Consider the following 17,188-nt stretch of genomic DNA (forward strand, 5'->3'; position numbering starts at 1 on the left):
GATCTGGTGGCGCAATGAGCCCGCACGGCTACGGCACGTCACCGACAGGAGGCGCGGCATGGCCCGCACCACCACCCCGCACGAGGACCAACCCCTGTACTGGAGGATCGCCACGGAGTTGCTCGGCGAGCTGCGCGACGGCACCGTCCCACCCGGTGAACGGCTACCGGGTGAGCGGAGGTTGGCCGAGCACTTCGGGGTGAGCAGGGAGACCGTCCGGCAGGCCCTCCAGGTGCTGCGCCGCGACGGCCTGGTCGCCACCGACCGGCGGGGCAGCCATGCCGCCCTTCCCGCGACGCCGGTCGAGGCTCCGTCCACGCTCGCCTTTCCGGTCGGCGCCGACACCGCGGGCCCGGGTGCCGCCGACCGGGCGACCGTCACCTGGGAGACTCCCCCGCCGGAACACGCCGAGGCGCTGGGGCTCGCCCCGCACCGGCCGACCCTGGTGCACCGCTACGAGTCGGCCCGGCGTACGGCCGTTACCTCCTTCTCCGCCGTGGCACTCGCCGAGGTCGAGGAGCTGGCCCGGTACCGAGGACGGGCCGACGGCAACGCGTCGGCGCAGCTGCGGCGGGCCTACGACTGGATGCGCAAGGCGGGCCTGACCCTGCACCACCGCGACTCCATCACCCCGCTCGCGGACACCCCCTCGGTCCGGGTCACCCGCCGGGTGCACGACCAGTACGCCCGCCCCCTGGAGATCACCGACCTCGTACTGGACGCCCGACAGGAGGCGCTGGTCTACGAGTTCACGCTGCCGGCCGACGGAAGTACAGCTGCACGGCGGAGCCCGTCGGGTCCAGGTCCTCGGTGACCAGGTCCGTCAACTGCCGTACGAGCCACATCCCGTGGCCGCCCGGGGCGCGCGGCTCGGGCGGCAGATGGCCGGGGAAGGGCGGTCGGGGCGCGGCGGTGTGCGTTCCCTCGTCCCGGATCTCGCAGATGACGTACTCGGGGTCGCTGCGCAGCCGTACGACACCCCGTCCGCCGCCGTAGCGCAGGGCGTTGACGACGCTCTCGTGCACCGCTGCCACCAGGTCGTACGTCCGCTGTTCCGGCAGGCCGACGCGGCGGGCGTACGCGGCGAGCCCCTGGCGTACGGCGGCCGAGGCCCCCCGGGCGAAGGGGAGGTCGTCCGGGCCCGCGGGCAGGCGGGCAGGCCTCAGCGCGTCGCACTCCGCACAGAAGTCCGGGGGGTCGCAGAAGTCGGCTGCTCCGTCGGTGAGTTCGGGGTGGGTGCGGGCCGCGGTGCGGACGATGTCGGCGGGCAGTGCGCGGGTGTCGTACGGGCAGACGATCCAGTGGCCCGTACCGGCGAAGGCGACGTTCAGGAGGGATTCGTAGCGCATCCACTCCCGGGTCTCGAAGGCGCCGCGGCCCGCCCAGACGGGTTCGCCGACGACGCGCACGCGTCGGTCGGTGCCGTGCCGGTCGCAGTAGGCGTGATAACGGCCCAGGGTGCGGGACGGGTAGTCGTACCAGTCGTGGGCGTCGACGAACTCGACCTCGCGGGAGCGATCGCCGAGCGCCTCGGCGAGCAGGGTGATGTTGTGCGGGCTCACCACCGCGAGGACGGCGTCGCCGGCGTCGAGGCCCTCGGTGACGAAGTCCGCTGTACCGGCGAGGAATTCGGTGTCCGAGCCGTAGCGGAGAGCCTGATGGACGAAGCGTGTGCGGGTCATGGCGTGTCTCCGTCCGGTTCGAAGCGCAGGCCGGGAACGCGGTCCCAGCCGGTCACCCGCATCACCCGCTGGATGTGCGGGGCGACTCCCGCCAGGACGAGCGTGCCGTCCACGGCGGAGAGGGCGAGAGCGGAGAAGACCAGCAGGCGCAGTGCACCGACGTCGATGAAGTGCAGTTCGTGCAGGTCGAGTCGGACGCGGGCGCCGCTCGCGGGGCGGGCCCGTTCGGCGTGCAGGGCACGGGCGACGGCGGTGACGTTGGTGTCGTCCACCTCCCCGGCGAGGGCGAGTCCGGGGGGTGCGAAGGTGCGGGTGATGGACAGCAGGTCGTCGCGCCACACATGGTCGGCGCCCACCAGGCCGTGGTGGAGCCCGGCGAGCGGGGCCAGTTCGGTCTCGTCGAAGACCCGGCTGTCGTACTGGCAGATGCCGAGCACCGGCAGGGCCGCGAACACGGGGTCGAGCAGGAGTTCGCTGTCGTGGAGGGTCTTGAGCCCCTTGCCCGCCTGCGCGCGCAGGATCTCCGTGCACACCCGCAGCCCCAGGAAACCGTCGCCGACCGCACGGCGCGTCTCGCGGCGGATCATCTCGTCCAGGTCCCACAGGCCCTCGGAGGTGGCGAGATGGGCGTCGACGCACAGCCGACCGGCCGCGACCTCCTCGTCGACCCGGCAGCCGTGCGCCTCCAAAAAGGACAGGGCGACGCCCGCGGGCATGTCGGCCGGCGGCAGGAGCAGTCCGCGGTGGCCGCTGGCAAGGCCATCGAGAAGGAACGCGGCGAGGACGGTCTCGCGCTCCTCGTCCGTGTCGTAGTCGAGGAGCAGATGGTCACCGTGGCGCATCTGGCCCACGGTCGTCACAGCGGATGCGAGGACCATCGCACGCCTCCCTCGACGGGGCGTCACCGCTTCCACGCTACGCCGGATTCCGGTTCCCCGTCAGGGGTTAGGGTGACCTACCGTCGGGTTGCGGGAAGGGGGGACGATGGCGGCCTCTGCGCAGGGCGGCAGAACCGGCAACCTTCCCGCCGAGGCGAACGAGTTCATCGGCCGCAGGCTCGAACTCGCCGAAATCGCGGGGCTGTTGGGGGCAGCGCGCCTGGTGACGCTGACCGGGCCGGGAGGTGTCGGCAAGTCCCGGCTCGCGCTGCGCGCCGCGCATGTCGCGAAGCCGGCCTTCCGTGGCGGGACCTGGCTGGTGGAGCTATCGGAGCTCAGGAATCCGGACCTTCTCACCAACACGGTGGCGCAGGCGACCCGGCTGACCGAGCAGACCCTGCGGCCGCTCCTCGGGGCCGTGTGCGAGCACCTCGCCGGGCCGCCGCTGCTGCTCGTCCTCGACACCTGCGAGCACGTCCTGGAGGAGTGCGCGCGCGTCGTACAGGAACTCCTGGCCGAGGTACCGGAGTTGCGGGTGCTGGCGACCAGCCGACAGGCGCTGGGAGTACCGGGCGAGCAGCTGCTGGCGGTGGCGCCGCTGCCGCTGGGCGAACGCGACGACGCGGTGGCGCTGTTCGCGGCCCGGGCCGCGGCCGCGGTGCCGTCGTTCGCGCTCACCGAGGCCAACCGGGCCGGTGTGGCGGCGGTCTGCACCCGCCTCGACGGGATCCCGCTGGCCCTGGAACTCGCCGCAGTACGGCTGCGGGGCCTGCCTCTCGACCGGCTGCTGGAAGGGCTGGGCTCACGTTTCGACCTGCTCGTCTCCTCCGCCCGGCCACGGCCGGCCCGGCACCAGACGCTGCGCACGGCCATCGGCTGGAGCCACGAGCTGTGCACACCCCTGGAGCGGCTGCTGTGGGCCCGGCTGTCGGTGTTCGTCGGCGGCTGGGACGTGGAGGCGGCCGAGTTCGTGTGCCACGGCGGCCCCTTGAGCGCCGAGGACGTCCTCGCGCTGCTCGCCTCACTCAGCGAGAAGTCGATCGTGACACGGGACGGCGAGGGCGTGGCGGGACGCTACCGGATGCTCGACACCGTCCGCTCGTTCGGCGCCGAGTGGCTGACCGGGCTCGGCGAGGAGGAGCCGGTCCGGCGCCGCCACCGGGACTACTTTCGGTGGATCGCCCGGCAGGGCGAGGCGGAGTGGCTGGGGCCGGGCCAGCGGATGTGGGCGGAGCGGCTGACCGCGGAGCACGCCAATCTGCGGCTGGCGGTCGAGGAGTGCCTGGCGGCGCCCGAGCCGGAGACCGCGCTCGAACTCACGGGCAGCCTCTGGTACTTCTGGTTCGCCTGCGGGTTCGCGGAGGAGGGAAGGGGCTGTCTGGAGCAGGCGCTGCGCCGCGCCTCCGAGGACGGCGGACCCGAACACACCCTCGCCGTGTGGGCGCACCGGCTGGTCACCCTCGTACCGGACGACCTGGAGGCCGCCGAGTCGGTGAGCACCGCCTATGTGTGGCTCGCCGAGGAACGTCATCTCCCGGTTCCCGCGCTGCCGTTGACCGGGGCGAGCCTGGCCGTGCGGGGCGAGTCGGCGCGCTCGGCGGTGCTGTACGGGAGCAACCGGCAGGCCCCGGCTGGCGACGGTGGCGCCGAGTTCTTCCAGCTGATGACGCTCGCCCTGCAGGCGTATCTCCTGGCCGGGCAGGCCGCGTTCGAGCGCTGTGCCTCGGTCGCCGAGCGACTGCGCCAGGAATGCGAGAAGCGGGGCGAGTTGTGGATGCGGGCCTGGGGCGACTTCTTCGTCTCGCTCGCCGGGATCGGCCTTGGCCGTCCTGACGAGGCGCTGCGCCCGGCCCGCGAGGCGCTGACCGCGAAGTGGCGCGTGCACGACCGGCTCGGTGCCGCCGCGGTCGCCGACCTGCTGGTCGCCGCGCAGGCCGCCCGGGGCGAGGACGAGCTGGCGGCACGCCTGCTGGGCGTCAGCAGAAGCCTGTGGCGCACGGCGGGGCTGCCGCAGTTGGGCCGACCCGACACCACCGTCTTCCACCGCGAGTACGAACGCCGGCTGCGCGCCTCCCTGGGCGACGCCCGGTTCGCCGACGCGGTGCGCGAGGGCGGGGAACTGGGGCCGGAGGCGGCGATCGGACTGGCGCTGGGCGGAGTCGATGGAGTCGGTACGGGGGAGGACTTCTAGCCCGAGGAGGCCGTCGACGCCGGCCTCCTCGCCTGCGGACGAGGGCCGCGGCGACGAACAGCGGGGCTCCGCTCAGCAGCTCCGCCCCTCAGTACGGCAGCCGCGCCACGACCATGCGGACGCGCGGGCTTCCGTCGCCCCGGCGGCCGAACTCGGGCAGCGCCACCAGCTCTACGCGGAATCCGGCACGCTCCAGTTCCCCGCGTACGTCCCCCAGCCGGAAGGCCCGGTAGTACATGACGAACGGCGGTCGCCACACCGCGTTGCGGACCCGCATCACCATGTCGAAGCCCAGCAGCATCCAGTAGCCGAGCGATCCGGTCCGGGGCGGCGCGACGACCGGGAAGGCGAAGCAGCCGCCCGGCCGCAGTACGGAGCGGACCTGGCCGAACAGTCCCGGCAGCTCGCCCGGCAGGAAGTGCCCGAAGGCCCCGAAGCTGACGACGAGATCGAAGGCGGACCGGAAGGGCAGCGCGCGGGCGTCCGCACGGACCCAGTCGACCCGGGGTCCGGCGGGCCGCACTCGCTGGCGGGCGACGTCGAGCATGCCGGCACTGAAGTCCACGCCGGTGACGCTCTCCCGGCAGATCCGCGCGAGCACACCTACCCCCGCCCCGGTGCCGCAGCACAGGTCGAGCCCGGCGTCGAAGGGCCCGGTCCGCTTCAGCGCCAGCGCGACCGAGTCGAGCACCGAGTCCGGGGTCCGGAAGGGCGTGTGGTCGAACTTGGGGGCGAGGAGGTCGTAACCACGCTCCACGGAGGACAGGGCCTGGACGGCGAGTTCGCGGAGGCTCGGGCCTTCTGGGCTGAACATCGCGTCAGCTTAGGGGAGCACCCCCATGGACACGCCGCAGGCCGAGGCATACCGTAGGACACGAATACTCAACTAATTTACTAGGGGGTGAGGTCGTATGCGCGCTTTCCGTGAGGCCGTCGAGGCGTGGGACTTCGACGGGGTCGAGGCGCTGCTGGCGGAGGACGTCGTCTTCACGAGCCCGGTCGTCTTCAAGCCGTACCCCGGCAAGGCGATCACGGCGGCGATCCTGCGGGGCGTCTCCCGGGTCTTCGAGGACTTCCGCTACGAGCGCGAGCTCACCGGGGCCGACGGCCGCGACCATGCCCTGGTGTTCGCTGCCCGGGTGGGCGACCGCGCGCTGACGGGCTGCGACTTCATCCATCTCAACGAAGACGGTCTGATCGACGAACTCACGGTGATGGTACGGCCGTTGTCGGGTGCCCAGGCCCTCGCGGAGGCCATGGGCGCCCAGTTCGAGCGGATCGCCAAGGAGGCGGAGGCGGGTTCGGCCTCCTGACGTCACCCCACTGCAGGAAGGGTTCGTATAGCTGGTACATCGCTCACTGTGCGGCCTCTTGCGTTTGGATGGGCTCATGACCATCGACGAGCACGCGCGGTTCATGCGGGCCAACCAGGCGAACTGGGATGCCCGTACCCCCGTCCACCTCGCCAGCCGCTTCTACGGTCTCGACCAGGATCTCGATCCCGCCCGCTGGTTCGCCGACTTCGAGTGGGAGGACCTCGGCGAGCTGCGCAGCCGCGACGTGCTCCACCTCCAGTGCCACCTCGGCAGCGAGACGATCGCCTTCGCCCGGCATGGGGCCCGGGCGACCGGCCTGGACTTCTCCGCGGCGTCGGTGGTGGCCGCGCGGGACATCGCCGCGAGGGCGGGGCTGGACGTCGCGTACGTACAGGCCAATGTGTACGACGCCGTCGAGGCCCTCGACGGGCGGCAGTTCGACGTCGTGTACACCGGGAAGGGCGCCCTGTGCTATCTGCCCGACCTGGACCGGTGGGCGGGTGTCATCGCTCAACTGCTGCGGCCGGAAGGGCGGTTGTACGTCGTCGAGTTCCATCCGCTGCTCAACTCGCTGGGACCGAAGCCCGCCCCGGGCGAGGGTCCCGAGCTGCTGCTGCGGCATGACTATCTGGGCGGGGGCGAGGCCGTGCACCGTGACGCGACACACACGTACACCGACGGGCCGGCCGTGGCGGACGCCACCCACAGCTATGAGTGGATGCACGGAATAGACGAGGTCATCAATGCGTTGACCGGGGCAGGACTGGCCATTCGGCGGCTCCGGGAGAGCGACGAGCTCCCCTGGCCGCGCTGGCCGCAGATGGTCCGCACCCCGTCCGGCTGGTGGCGTCTGCCCGCGCCGAGGATCCCGCTTCTCTACGGACTCCTCGCCACACGCTGAACCACCGTGGTACCGTTCCGTTAGCACCTGTGTACGCCCGGTCCTGGGCGCCGGTGCCGAGTCACCTTCAGTTCGCCGGTCGTCGTACCGGCTCTCTCACCACCTCGTAGTCGACGGTCCTCGTCGTATCCGAGGTGCTGTTTCCCGCCGCCTGAAGGCCTTCTGTCCGCCTTCCCGAAGTTCGCGGCACTCCCCTCCCTTGCGCATGTCCCATGCCCTGTGTCCTCGAAAGGACCGACCACCATGACCACCACACTCGAACACCCCCCTGTCCAGCAGCTCCCGGTCCGCGCCGCCACCGGCGTCCTCGACATCGACGCGCACGGGAAGGGCCAACTGCGCGCCGAGAGCATGCTGCCCCTGCCGTCCGACCTCCAGGTCTCCCCCGCGCTGATCCGCAAGTACGGTCTGCGCAAGGGCGACGTCGTCGACGGCGTACGCGGCACCCAGCGCGCCCTCACCGAGGTCGCCCGGGTCAACGGCCACACCCCCGACGACCTGCGCGGCCGCCGCCACTTCCGCGACCTGACGCCGCTGCACCCGAGCGAGCGCATCCGCCTCGAACACCCGGCCTCCGGTCTCACCGGCCGGGTCGCCGACCTCATCGCCCCCGTGGGCAAGGGTCAGCGCGGTCTGATCGTCGCCCCGCCCAAGACCGGCAAGACGGTCCTCCTCCAGCAGATCGCGGCGGCCGTGGCCGGCAACCACCCCGAGTGCCGGCTGATGGTCGTGCTGCTCGACGAGCGCCCCGAGGAGGTCACCGACATGCGGCGCTCCGTGCGCGGAGAGGTGTACGCCTCCACGTTCGACCGCACGCCCAAGCAGCACATCGCACTCGCGGACCTCGTGATCGAGCGGGCCAAGCGGCTCGTCGAGGACGGCGAGGACGTCGTGATCCTGCTCGATTCCCTGACCCGGCTGTGCCGGGCCCACAACAACGCGGCCGCCGCCGGTGGCCGCACCCTCAGCGGCGGCGTGGACGCGACCGCGCTCATCGGCCCCAAGCGGTTCTTCGGCGCCGCCCGGGCCGCCGAGGAGGGCGGCTCGCTCACCATCCTCGCCACCGCCCTGGTGGAGACCGGATCCCGTGCCGACGACTTCTTCTTCGAGGAGCTCAAGGGCACCGGCAACATGGAGCTCCGCCTGGACCGCGAACTCGCCTCCCGCCGCGTCTTCCCGGCCGTCGCCATCAACCCCTCCGGTACCCGCCGCGAGGAACTCCTGCTGCCCCCGGTCGAGTTGACCGCCGTACGCGGCCTGCGCCGGGCCCTGCAGACCCGCGACGGACAGCCCAGCCTGGAAACCCTCCTGGAGCGTATGCGGGAGACCCCGGACAACGCGACATTCCTGCGCCGCGTCCTGCCGACGCTGCCCACGGGCTGACGTGCCGTGCCCGAATCGCCTGAAGGGCGTGCGGAGTTGAGAGGCGGGCGCTAGCTTGTTGGCCCGGCGACGCACCGCAGGTCAGCAGGGGGAAACATGGTCGCGATCGGTAACGCCGTCCTCGTCGGGGCATCATGACCGAGGCACGGGCGAGGGGCGAGCGGTCGGTGGCCGTCGAAGGGGACGCCGACACGGTCGTCACCGGGGACGGGAACACGGTCCAGGTGTTCCGGACCCCGCCGACTCCCGCCCCGCCGTCGCCGGAAGAGGTCGACACCGCCGTGGCGCGGTACGCGCGTCGGATCACTCAGGTCTACGGACGCCTGGATCTGGAGGTCCTCACACCGCTTTCGGAGGCGGAGCACCCGGTGGTGGAGCTGCGCGAGGTGTTCGTCACGCCGACCGTACGGGCCGATCTGCCGCCCGTCGAACTCCCGCGGGAACTGCTCAGGCGGCTCGCGGAGTCGGGCGAACTGTCGGACGAGGACAGCGTTCCGCCCGGCGTCGACAGCACCTCCCTGGTGTCGCTGCGCGATTCCTATCTACGGCGACCCGCCCAGCCGGTCCTGGAGGTGCTGGCCGCACCGGCGAACCGTCTCCTCGTACTCCTCGGCGATCCGGGAGCCGGCAAGTCCACCCTGGTCCGCTACGCCGCGCTGGCGCTGGCCGGGGGCCAGGCGGTCCGGCCGCTCGCCGCCCTGGCGGGCCGGGTGCCGCTGGTGGTGGAACTGCGCCAGTACGCCGAGGAACAGTGGCGGCACAGCGGCTTCGAGGACTTCCTCGCCCACCTCCATGACGACTACGCCCTGTCCGTGCCCCGGCCGGTCCAGGAGGAACTGCTCACCCACGGCCGTGCCCTGGTCGTCTTCGACGGACTGGACGAGCTGTTCGACCCCATAGTGCGCGCCCGGACCGCCCAGCGCATCGGCGCTTTCGCCGCCCGGTATCCGTCGGCGCGGATCGTGGTCACCTCCCGGGTCATCGGCTACCAGCGTGGGGTCCTGGAGGCGGCCGGCTTCACCCACTTCATGCTCCAGGACCTCGACGAGGACCGGATCCGCGCGTTCATCCGCGGCTGGTACGACGTCGCCTGCCCGAACGCCCCGGTACAGGCCGGGCAACTGGTCGAGCGGCTCACATCGGCCGTCACGGGCTCGCGGCCGCTCCAGGAGATGGCCGGCAACCCCCTGTTGCTGACTGTCCTCGCGATCATCGGCCGCCGCCAGACGCTGCCGCACAACAGACGCAGTGTGTTCGAGCACGCCGTCACCGTCCTCGTCTCCCACTGGGACCGGGCCGCCAAACTCCTCAAGGCCCCCCTCAGCCCACCCGTCGCCGAAGCCCTCGACGTGCTCGGCCCCGACGAACGCCTGGAACTGCTGCGGCTTCTGGCCCGCACCATGCAGGAAGGCCACAGCGGCATCGCCGGCAACCACATCCACGCCTCCGACCTCGAACAAGTCTTCCGCGAGTACCTCCAGAAGTACGAGCTGCCGCCGGTCCACGCCACCGCGGCGGCCCGCGCGATGGTCGCGCAGCTGCACGAACGGAACTTCATCCTGTCCCGCTACGGCGGCGAGGTGTACGGGTTCGTGCACCGGGCGTTCCTGGAGTACCTGGCGGCAGCGGACATCGCCCAGCGGTACAACGACCGTGAGTGGGCGACACCCGAGGACCTGGTCGAGCAGGTCGTGGTCGGGCGCGCCTCCGATCCGGCGTGGCACGAGGTGCTCCTGCTGCTGGTCGGCCAGATCGGGACGGGGACGACGGGAACCGCCGTGGACCGCCTGCTCGAACTGAATGCCGCGGCACCCGACGCGGACGCGTCCCATGTCGCCCTCGCGCTGCGGATGCTGGCCGAGACGAACAAGCTCGGCGAGCTCTCCGCGCGCAGCACGGCGGTTGTCGACGCCGCGACGCGGGCGCTGGACCTGCGCGGCCGGAAGGGGCCCTGGCTGTTGACCGAGGCCATGCCGGCACTGGCCACGTTCAGCCCTCACTGGGCCGGACAACGAAGCTTCCTGCGCTGGTTCCGGATCAGCGGGCAGTTCGCCTCCAGTCACGAACCCATCACTGTCGCCTGTGCGCTCCGCCTCGGCGTCGACGAACTCTCCCGCCTGGCCCGCCTCAGCTACTTCGGCGGCGATCGACTGCGCTTCCTCCACGCCTGGGCCCGACGGCAACCGCAGGACGCCACCGTGTACGCCGCGCTGCGTCAGGCGGCGGAACACGACATCGATGGCCGACTGCGCTCCCTGGCCCTGGAGATCATGGCCGACGTGTGGTCCGGGCGTGAGGATGTCCGCGCCCTGATGAGGGCCCGCGCCGAGGAGGACCCTGACGAACGTGGGCGCCGCACTGCCCTCGCCATTCTGGCGCGGCTCTATGCCCACGACCGTGAATCCCTCGAACTGCTTGAGCGAACAGCAGTCGGGAATCCGGTCAGTTGGTCCCGGAGGTACGTGGTCCGTGCTCTGGGCGGCCCGGCAGCCGAGAACCCCGGCATCCGCCGCTTCCTGATGGAGCGTGCCGTGGCCGACCCCGACACCGATGTCCGTCAGTACGCCGTGGAGTCCTTGGGACGTCACTGCTCTCAGCACGAGGAGGTCTTCGAGCTGATCAGCCGGCTCATGGCCGAAGCGGATCTCACGGAAGAACGCGAGTCCGCGATGTGGGTCATCGGCAAGTACTGGTCCGCCGACAGCCGTGCGCGTGCACTGCTTCTTGAACAGGCGAACAACGTGACGCGTCCGTATGACCTCGTGACCGTCCTGTTCGTGCTGGGGAACCTGGGCCCGGCCGACGCCGAGGTGGGGCAGGCGGTCATCAAGGCCGCGGCGGATCCCGATCCGGCCGTCCGCAGGGCTTCCCTCGACACGCTGCAGGGGCACCCGGTCGTCCAGGAAGAACTGCAGGACCTCGTACTGCGCCTCGCCGCTTCCGACCCTGACGCGGGTGTCCGGTACACAGCCGTGGAGTTGATCGACCGCGACCGGTTCGGCCACGATGCCGCACGCGGTGTGCTGACCGCCGCGGCGGACGACCTCGACGGCTTCGTCCGGGATCGCGTCCACCTCCGACTGGCTCAGCATTGGCTGGACGACCCCGCGATCCAACAACTGCTTGTCGACGCGGTCTCCACCCCCGGCACTCTGACCGCCCGTGCCCGGTCCTCGGTGCTCAGGGAGTTGATACGGCACTGCCCCGACCGCGAGGACATCCGTCCCCTGGTCCTCGACGCGGTCGACCTGCCGCTCCGGACCGAGCATGGCCTGATCCCTGACCTGCCTAAGGACGACCGGCCCGGCCAGGATCGTCAGTGGGCGGCGCTCATCCGCCTGGCGACGGGTCCCCTGGACGGCTACGACAGACGCGAGTACGCGATCAGAACTCTCGGCAGGCAGTCCGTTGCCCGCACGGATCCCCGAGACGCCCTGTGGCGTGCCGCGGCGGAGTCGACCGCTACCGGCCCAGCGATTGTCGCCCTCCGTACACGCTGGGCGCAGCGCGGTGACATGCGCGACCTTCTCATCCGTGCCGCACGGCATCGCGACGACAAGGATGCGCGACACGACGCTGTGAAGGCTCTCGCCCTTCACCAGCCCCACCACCCGGACGTCCAGGCTCTCTTCCTCCAGCTGGCCACGGACGACCCGGCCGCCGACGTCCGATTCACCGCTCTGTGCCGCTGGGCCCTCACCGCCGCCGACGAGGAGGCTCTGCCGGTGGCGGCGGCCCGTGCCACCTCTGACTCCGACCCCGGTGTCCGCCGCCGCCTCCTGCACATGGTCGCCCTGGCCTGGCCGACCGCCCCGGAAACCGCCTCCGCCCTGCTGGAGTGTTCCGGGCACGACCCCGACGAGGAGACCCGCGCGGCCGCCGCCCACCTCCTCGGCCGGCTCTTCGACTGACCAGCACAAGCCAGCCATGCGGCATCCGGGTGCTCGGGCGCCCCGCACGGCCCGGGCAGCGAGGCGTGGGGCAGGTCCATTCCTAGGTTTGCGGTATGACTATCGGATCTACCTCCCGGGTTGCCGTGTCGGCCTGTGCCCTGTGCACGGCGGGCCTGCTGGCGTTCGCCCCCTTCTCGGCGGCCGCTCGCACGAGCTCCGACCCCGATGCGCCCGGCGGCCCGCGGGCCGCGGAAGCGCGGCCCGCACTGCTGTATCGCACCGGCACACAGGTCCGCCCGCACCGGGACTCGCCCCGGGTCCCGGACGTCTCCGCGCTGTCCTGGGTCGTCGCCGACGCGGAGAGCGGTGAGGTGCTCGCCGCGCACGACGCGCATCGCAAGCTGCCGCCCGCCAGCACGCTCAAGACGCTGTTCGCGCTGGCCGTGCTGCCCACCCTGCCCGGTGGCATCCGGCACAGGGTCGGGGACGACGAGCTGGCGGACGTCGGGGCCGGCAGCAGCCTCGTCGGAGTGCGGGAAGGGCAGACGTATCAGGTCGCTGATCTGTGGCGCGGAGTGTTCCTCAACTCGGGGAACGACGCCGTGCACGTGCTGGCCCGGCTCAGCGGCGGCTGGCGCTTCACGGCCACCCGGATGCAGGCCAAGGCCCGAGCGCTCGGCGCCCTCGACACCCACGTCCGCTCGCCCGACGGCTACGACACACCCGGCCAGGTCTCGTCCGCGTACGACCTCGCCGTGTTCGGGCGAGCGGGGCTGCGCAACCCGGACTTCGCCCGGTACTGCGGCACGGTCGAGGCGAAGTTCCCCGGTGGCGGCGGCTGGTCGTACGGCATCCAGAACACCAACCGGCTGCTCACGGGGGCCGACGGGGTGGAGCCCTACGACGGGCTGATCGGGGTCAAGAACGGCTACACCAGCAACGCGGGCAACACGCTCGTCGCCGCCGCCGAGCGAGGTGGTCGCAGGCTCGTCGTCACCGTGATGAACCCTCAGGCGGGCGGTGGCTTCGCCGTGTACGAGGAGGCGCGCGAGCTGCTCGACTGGGGTTTCGACGCGGCGGGGCGGGTGGATCCGGTGGGTTCGCTGGACGCGCTGCGGGTCAGGCCGCGGCCGGGGCCCGACGTGGCACCCGCTGCCGCCGTGCCCGTCCCGGACGGCGGGCCCGGCTGGCGGCAGACGGGGGCGATCGCGGGCGCCGCCGGGCTCGGCGCGGGCGCCGTCGCCTTCGTCCTGCGGGCCAAGGCCTGGCGGCCGCCCCGGGGTTGACCGGCCGGTAGCCACAGCAGCAGACCGAGGGTGATCCAGGTGTACGTGTTGCCGCCGAGGAATCCGTCGACGCCGGACGCGTGGTCGAACCACAGCCACACCACACTGGTGCACAGCACCCCGTACAGGGCGCCCGCCACGCGCGGGTGCCCTGCGCGCACCAGCACGGCGAACGCCGGCAGCAGCCACACCAGGTGGTGCACCCAGGTGATCGGGCTGACGAGGCAGGCGGTCAGCCCGGTGAGGGCGATCGCGGCCGGCCAGTTCCCCGCGGCCGTCGCCCGGCGGGCCCGCACGGCCCAGACGGCCAGCACCAGCAGCACCGCGGCCGCCCACACCGCGCGGTCCGGTTCGCCCAGCCGGGCCAGAATCCCTTGCAGCGACTGGTTCGAGACATAGTCCAGCCGGCCCACCCTCGTCGTGTCCCACATCGCGTCCGTCCAGTAGAAGCGCGAGGCGTCGGGGGCCACCACGGCGGCCAGCGCGGTCACACCCACGGCCACCGACGTCGCCACGGCCGCGGCCCGGCGCCGCCCGGCGAGCAGCAACAGCGCGATGAAGAGCGCGGGCGTGAGTTTGACCGCCGCCGCCAGCCCGATGCCCACGCCGGCCCTGCGCCCCCGCCCCGTGGCGAGCAGCCATCCGTCCGTCAGCACCAGGACCATCAGCAGAAGGTTGACCTGGCCGAAGCTGAACGTGTCCCGCAGTGGCTCGAACAGGGCGAGCAGACAGGCCCCCAGAGCGCAGCCGAACCAGCCGTGGCCTCGCCAGGACCGTCCGGCCAGGAGACGCACGATCACCGTGAGGGCCGCCAGGTTGAGCAGCAGTGCGACGACGATCACGACACGCAGGGGGAACAGGGCCATCGGGCGCATGACGACGGCCGCGAAGGGCGGGTAGGTGAAGCCGTACGTCGTGCCGGGCACCCGGTAGTCGTAGATCCGTCCGCCATGGTGGGCCCAGCTGTCGACGGTGCCGTAGTAGACGCGCAGGTCGAACCAGTCGCGCAGCAGCGGTACGGTCGCCGTGAAAGCGGTGACTGCGGTGGCGAGGGCAAGGACCAGCAGGAGTCGGCCGCGGTCGGTGCGGGGCGCCTTCATGCGGTGCGGCCCGACGCCGGTACCTGGACCGTCTGGTGGGCCTGCCACAGGACGACCACGGCCAGCGCGCCGCCGCACACGGCCAGGACCAGCTGCCCGGTGTCCGCCGGCCCGCCGCTGGGCAGGGTGGCCAGCGCGAGCACACCGGTCACGGCGGCCGTCCGGTGCCGTACCGAGGTGCTGGGGGCCGCCGCGGCGATGAGGAACAGGCCCCACAGGGCGTACCAGGGGCGGATCGCCGGGCCGAGGGCGGCGACCGTGACCAGGCTCAGACCGAGCGCGTACACCGGACGCGGGCGCAGCCGCAGCCATATGACCAGGATGGTCAGCCCCGCGGCCGCGATGCCGAGGGCGTGCCAGGCCGGTATCGCCAGGGGCGCGAGGTCGCTGCCGAGGTGTTCCAGAAGGGAACGGGTGGCGCGGCCGAGGAGGCTGGTGAGGGCCCAGTTCTGCGGGGACACGGGCGTGTTGAGGGCTCCGATCCAGCCGTATCCGGTGCCTGCGACGGCGGTCGCCGCGACGGTCGTGGTGGCGGCAGCGGCCGCTGTCGTGGCGACCGCCGTCACCGGGCCGCGGCCCGCGCGGACCTGGAGGACGACGACCGCGGCGAGGCCGAGCGCGGCGGGCGCCTTGACCAGGGCCGCGAGGGTGACGAGGACGGCACCGAGCACCGGCCACCGGCCGAGCGCCGCGACCAGGCCGGCGCCGAGCAGCCCGAGCATGACGGCGTCGTTGTGGGCGCCCGCCACCAGGTGCAGCAGCACGAGCGGGTTGAGGGCGCCGAGCCAGAGCGCGGCGGCCGGATCGGCGCCGCTGTGCCGGGCCAGGCGGGGCAGCGCGGCCGCCATCAGGGCCACCCCGCACAGCGCCACGAGCCGCATCCCGAACAGACCGGCGGGGAGTTCACCCCGGGTCAGTCCGGCCAGCGCGGAGGCGACGGCGAGGAACACCGGGCCGTACGGTGCCGCGGTGTGCTGCCAGATCGGGGCGACCTCACCGGCGAGCGGGCCGCCGAGCTGGGCGGGACCGTGGGTGTACACGTCCATGTGGGCGTCGACCATGGCGCCTTGGGCGAGGTAGCTGTAGACGTCGCGGCTGAAGAGGGGCGGGGCCGGCAGCAGCGGTGCCGCCCAGATCGCGAGGACCAGCAGCAGGGCGCGCGGGCCGGGTGGTGCGGCGCCGCGGACGAGGCGTCCCAGCAGCAGCCAGGCGGCTATCAGCAGGACGACGCCGAAGTAGACGCCGACCAGGCCGAGGGCGACCCGTACGTTGGCGGGGGCCAGGAGCTCCCGTACGGGCAGGGCGCCGGCCGTGTCACCGCCCAGGGCGAGGAACGCGGTTCCGGCCAGGCCCAGAACCTGACAGCGGCGGAGATCGACGGGGAAAGCCTTGGCCAACACTCGCGAAGCGTGTCAACGCCGGGTGGCCGGAAATTGACGTGTCGCCCTCGGCACGACGGCGGCCGTGTGACCGCCGTGTGTTCAGAACACCGACAGCCCCGTGAGCGTCGTGAACCTGTCCAGGGCGGCCACTCCCGCCACCGAGTTGCCCCGCTCGTCCAGCCCCGGACTCCACACGCACAGCGTGCAGCGGCCCGGTACCACCGCGATGATCCCGCCGCCGACCCCGCTCTTGCCCGGCAGACCGACCCGGTAGGCGAATTCCCCCGCCGCGTCGTACGTCCCACAGGTCAGCATCACCGCGTTGACCTGCTTGGCCTGGCTGCGGGTGAGCAGGCGGGTGCCGTCGGCGCGGATGCCGTGGCGGGCCAGGAAGGAGGTGGCGAGGGCCAGGTCGGCGCAGGACGCCAGGAGGGAGCACTGGCGGAAGTACTGGTCGAGCAAGGCCGGGACGGGGTTGTCGATGTTGCCGTACGCCGCCATGAAGTGGGCGAGGGCGGCGTTGCGATCGCCGTGGGCGGACTCGGAGGCGGCGACCTCCTCGTCGAAGTCCAGCTCCGGGTTGGCGCTCTCGGCGCGGAGGAACGACAGGAGTTCTCCGGCGGCGTCTCCGGTACGGGTCTGGAGGCGGTCGGTGACGACGAGCGCGCCCGCGTTGATGAAGGGGTTGCGCGGGATGCCGTTCTCGTACTCCAGCTGGACCAGGGAGTTGAAGGGGTTGCCGGAGGGTTCGCGGCCCACGTGCTCCCAGAGTGCGTCGCCCTCGCGGGCCAGGTCGAGGGCGAGGGTGAAGACCTTGGTGATGGACTGGGTGGAGAACGGCTGCCGCCAGTCCCCCACGCCGTACACCGTGCCGTCCAGTTCCGCGACGGCCATACCGAAGCGGCGCGGGTCGCAGGCGGCGAGCGCCGGGATGTAGTCGGCGGGCCGGCCGCGCCCCGGGGTGCGTTCGATCTCCTCGGCGATGCGTGCCAGGACCGGCTCGAAGGTCATGGACGAAGTCATGATCACCATTGTGCCTCCGGGCCGGTCAGGGCGCGCATCAGCGGGCCGGGAAGGGTCAGGCCAGGGCCCGGCCGGTGCCCGCGACGACCTCGGGACGCAGCAGGTCGGCGAGGGTCTCGGCGGGCAACAGGCCCTTCTCCAGGACGAGTTCGG

At 72.2% G+C, this 17,188-nt stretch carries 12 protein-coding genes and 1 pseudogene; 7 read left to right on the forward strand and 6 right to left on the reverse strand.

Annotated elements, in window-relative coordinates; genetic code table 11:
• Positions 1 to 58: 58 nt before the first annotated feature.
• On the forward strand, positions 59 to 814 hold the full coding sequence (locus TN53_RS17065; RefSeq protein WP_046259358.1) for a GntR family transcriptional regulator: 756 nt from the start codon (positions 59 to 61) through the stop codon (positions 812 to 814).
• Here TN53_RS17065 and TN53_RS17070 read toward each other — a convergent pair.
• The gene (locus tag TN53_RS17070; RefSeq protein ID WP_052745208.1) at positions 750 to 1,682 is read right to left on the reverse strand and encodes a sensor histidine kinase; all 933 of its coding nucleotides are present in this window, start codon (positions 1,680 to 1,682) and stop codon (positions 750 to 752) included. The genes TN53_RS17065 and TN53_RS17070 overlap by 65 nt on opposite strands.
• Positions 1,679 to 2,560, reverse strand: coding sequence for an MEDS domain-containing protein (locus TN53_RS44085; protein WP_052745209.1), 882 nt, complete (start codon positions 2,558 to 2,560; stop codon positions 1,679 to 1,681). Before TN53_RS44085 ends, TN53_RS17070 begins: the two co-directional genes overlap by 4 nt.
• Before the next feature lie 106 nt (positions 2,561 to 2,666).
• Here TN53_RS44085 and TN53_RS17080 point away from each other — a divergent pair, with 106 nt between their 5' ends.
• Positions 2,667 to 4,751, forward strand: a complete 2,085-nt coding sequence (locus TN53_RS17080; protein WP_046259359.1) for an ATP-binding protein — start codon at positions 2,667 to 2,669, stop codon at positions 4,749 to 4,751.
• Between the two features lie 88 nt (positions 4,752 to 4,839).
• Here TN53_RS17080 and TN53_RS17085 read toward each other — a convergent pair whose 3' ends face one another.
• Complete coding sequence (locus TN53_RS17085; RefSeq protein ID WP_046259360.1) at positions 4,840 to 5,565, reverse strand: class I SAM-dependent methyltransferase; 726 nt, start codon at positions 5,563 to 5,565, stop codon at positions 4,840 to 4,842.
• A 97-nt stretch (positions 5,566 to 5,662) separates the two neighbouring features.
• On the opposite strand from TN53_RS17085, the gene TN53_RS17090 reads away from it, so the two are divergent.
• From TN53_RS17090 to TN53_RS48350, 5 genes and pseudogenes are all read left to right on the forward strand, one after another.
• Positions 5,663 to 6,064 (forward strand): nuclear transport factor 2 family protein, encoded by a 402-nt coding sequence (locus tag TN53_RS17090; RefSeq protein ID WP_046259361.1) that lies wholly within the window; start codon positions 5,663 to 5,665, stop codon positions 6,062 to 6,064.
• A gap of 76 nt (positions 6,065 to 6,140) precedes the next feature.
• Positions 6,141 to 6,968 carry a class I SAM-dependent methyltransferase gene (locus TN53_RS17095; protein WP_046259362.1) on the forward strand — a complete coding sequence of 276 codons (828 nt, stop codon included), beginning with the start codon at positions 6,141 to 6,143 and terminating at the stop codon, positions 6,966 to 6,968.
• Positions 6,969 to 7,211: 243 nt separating this feature from the next.
• Positions 7,212 to 8,351, forward strand: a complete 1,140-nt coding sequence (gene rho, locus TN53_RS17100) for a transcription termination factor Rho (RefSeq protein ID WP_046259363.1) — start codon at positions 7,212 to 7,214, stop codon at positions 8,349 to 8,351.
• A 134-nt stretch (positions 8,352 to 8,485) separates the two neighbouring features.
• Complete coding sequence (locus TN53_RS17105) at positions 8,486 to 12,262, forward strand: NACHT domain-containing protein (RefSeq protein ID WP_095046529.1); 3,777 nt, start codon at positions 8,486 to 8,488, stop codon at positions 12,260 to 12,262.
• 95 nt (positions 12,263 to 12,357) lie between these two features.
• Positions 12,358 to 13,194 (forward strand): annotated as a pseudogene (locus tag TN53_RS48350) (D-alanyl-D-alanine carboxypeptidase family protein); the annotation flags it as partial.
• A gap of 59 nt (positions 13,195 to 13,253) precedes the next feature.
• On the opposite strand, the gene TN53_RS17110 reads toward TN53_RS48350, so the two are convergent.
• The 3 genes from TN53_RS17110 to TN53_RS17120 all read right to left on the reverse strand — a co-directional run bounded on the left by TN53_RS17110 (position 13,254) and on the right by TN53_RS17120 (position 17,044).
• Complete coding sequence (locus TN53_RS17110) at positions 13,254 to 14,630, reverse strand: glycosyltransferase 87 family protein (protein ID WP_046259365.1); 1,377 nt, start codon at positions 14,628 to 14,630, stop codon at positions 13,254 to 13,256.
• Positions 14,627 to 16,030: a polyprenol phosphomannose-dependent alpha 1,6 mannosyltransferase MptB gene (gene mptB / locus TN53_RS17115; RefSeq protein ID WP_046259366.1), complete on the reverse strand. Its 1,404-nt coding sequence runs from the start codon at positions 16,028 to 16,030 to the stop codon at positions 14,627 to 14,629. The genes TN53_RS17110 and mptB overlap by 4 nt, the downstream gene beginning before the upstream one ends.
• Before the next feature lie 81 nt (positions 16,031 to 16,111).
• A complete protein-coding gene (locus TN53_RS17120; RefSeq protein ID WP_046259367.1) occupies positions 16,112 to 17,044 on the reverse strand; it encodes a glutaminase in 933 nt (310 codons plus the stop codon).
• Positions 17,045 to 17,188: the final 144 nt, after the last annotated feature.

Source organism: Streptomyces sp. WM6386 (assembly GCF_000972385.1).
In the GTDB taxonomy this organism is placed as follows: domain Bacteria; phylum Actinomycetota; class Actinomycetes; order Streptomycetales; family Streptomycetaceae; genus Streptomyces.

Coding starts and splice junctions, on each gene's coding strand:
- TN53_RS17085 (WP_046259360.1), bottom strand. CDS start 5,565: ATGTTCAGCCCAGAAGGCCCGAGCCTCCGCGAACTCGCCGTCCAGGCC.
- TN53_RS17090 (WP_046259361.1), top strand. CDS start 5,663: ATGCGCGCTTTCCGTGAGGCCGTCGAGGCGTGGGACTTCGACGGGGTC.
- TN53_RS17065 (WP_046259358.1), top strand. CDS start 59: ATGGCCCGCACCACCACCCCGCACGAGGACCAACCCCTGTACTGGAGG.
- TN53_RS17070 (WP_052745208.1), bottom strand. CDS start 1,682: ATGACCCGCACACGCTTCGTCCATCAGGCTCTCCGCTACGGCTCGGAC.
- TN53_RS17105 (WP_095046529.1), top strand. CDS start 8,486: ATGACCGAGGCACGGGCGAGGGGCGAGCGGTCGGTGGCCGTCGAAGGG.
- TN53_RS17080 (WP_046259359.1), top strand. CDS start 2,667: ATGGCGGCCTCTGCGCAGGGCGGCAGAACCGGCAACCTTCCCGCCGAG.
- rho (WP_046259363.1), top strand. CDS start 7,212: ATGACCACCACACTCGAACACCCCCCTGTCCAGCAGCTCCCGGTCCGC.
- TN53_RS17110 (WP_046259365.1), bottom strand. CDS start 14,630: ATGAAGGCGCCCCGCACCGACCGCGGCCGACTCCTGCTGGTCCTTGCC.
- TN53_RS17120 (WP_046259367.1), bottom strand. CDS start 17,044: ATGGTGATCATGACTTCGTCCATGACCTTCGAGCCGGTCCTGGCACGC.
- TN53_RS17095 (WP_046259362.1), top strand. CDS start 6,141: ATGACCATCGACGAGCACGCGCGGTTCATGCGGGCCAACCAGGCGAAC.
- TN53_RS44085 (WP_052745209.1), bottom strand. CDS start 2,560: ATGGTCCTCGCATCCGCTGTGACGACCGTGGGCCAGATGCGCCACGGT.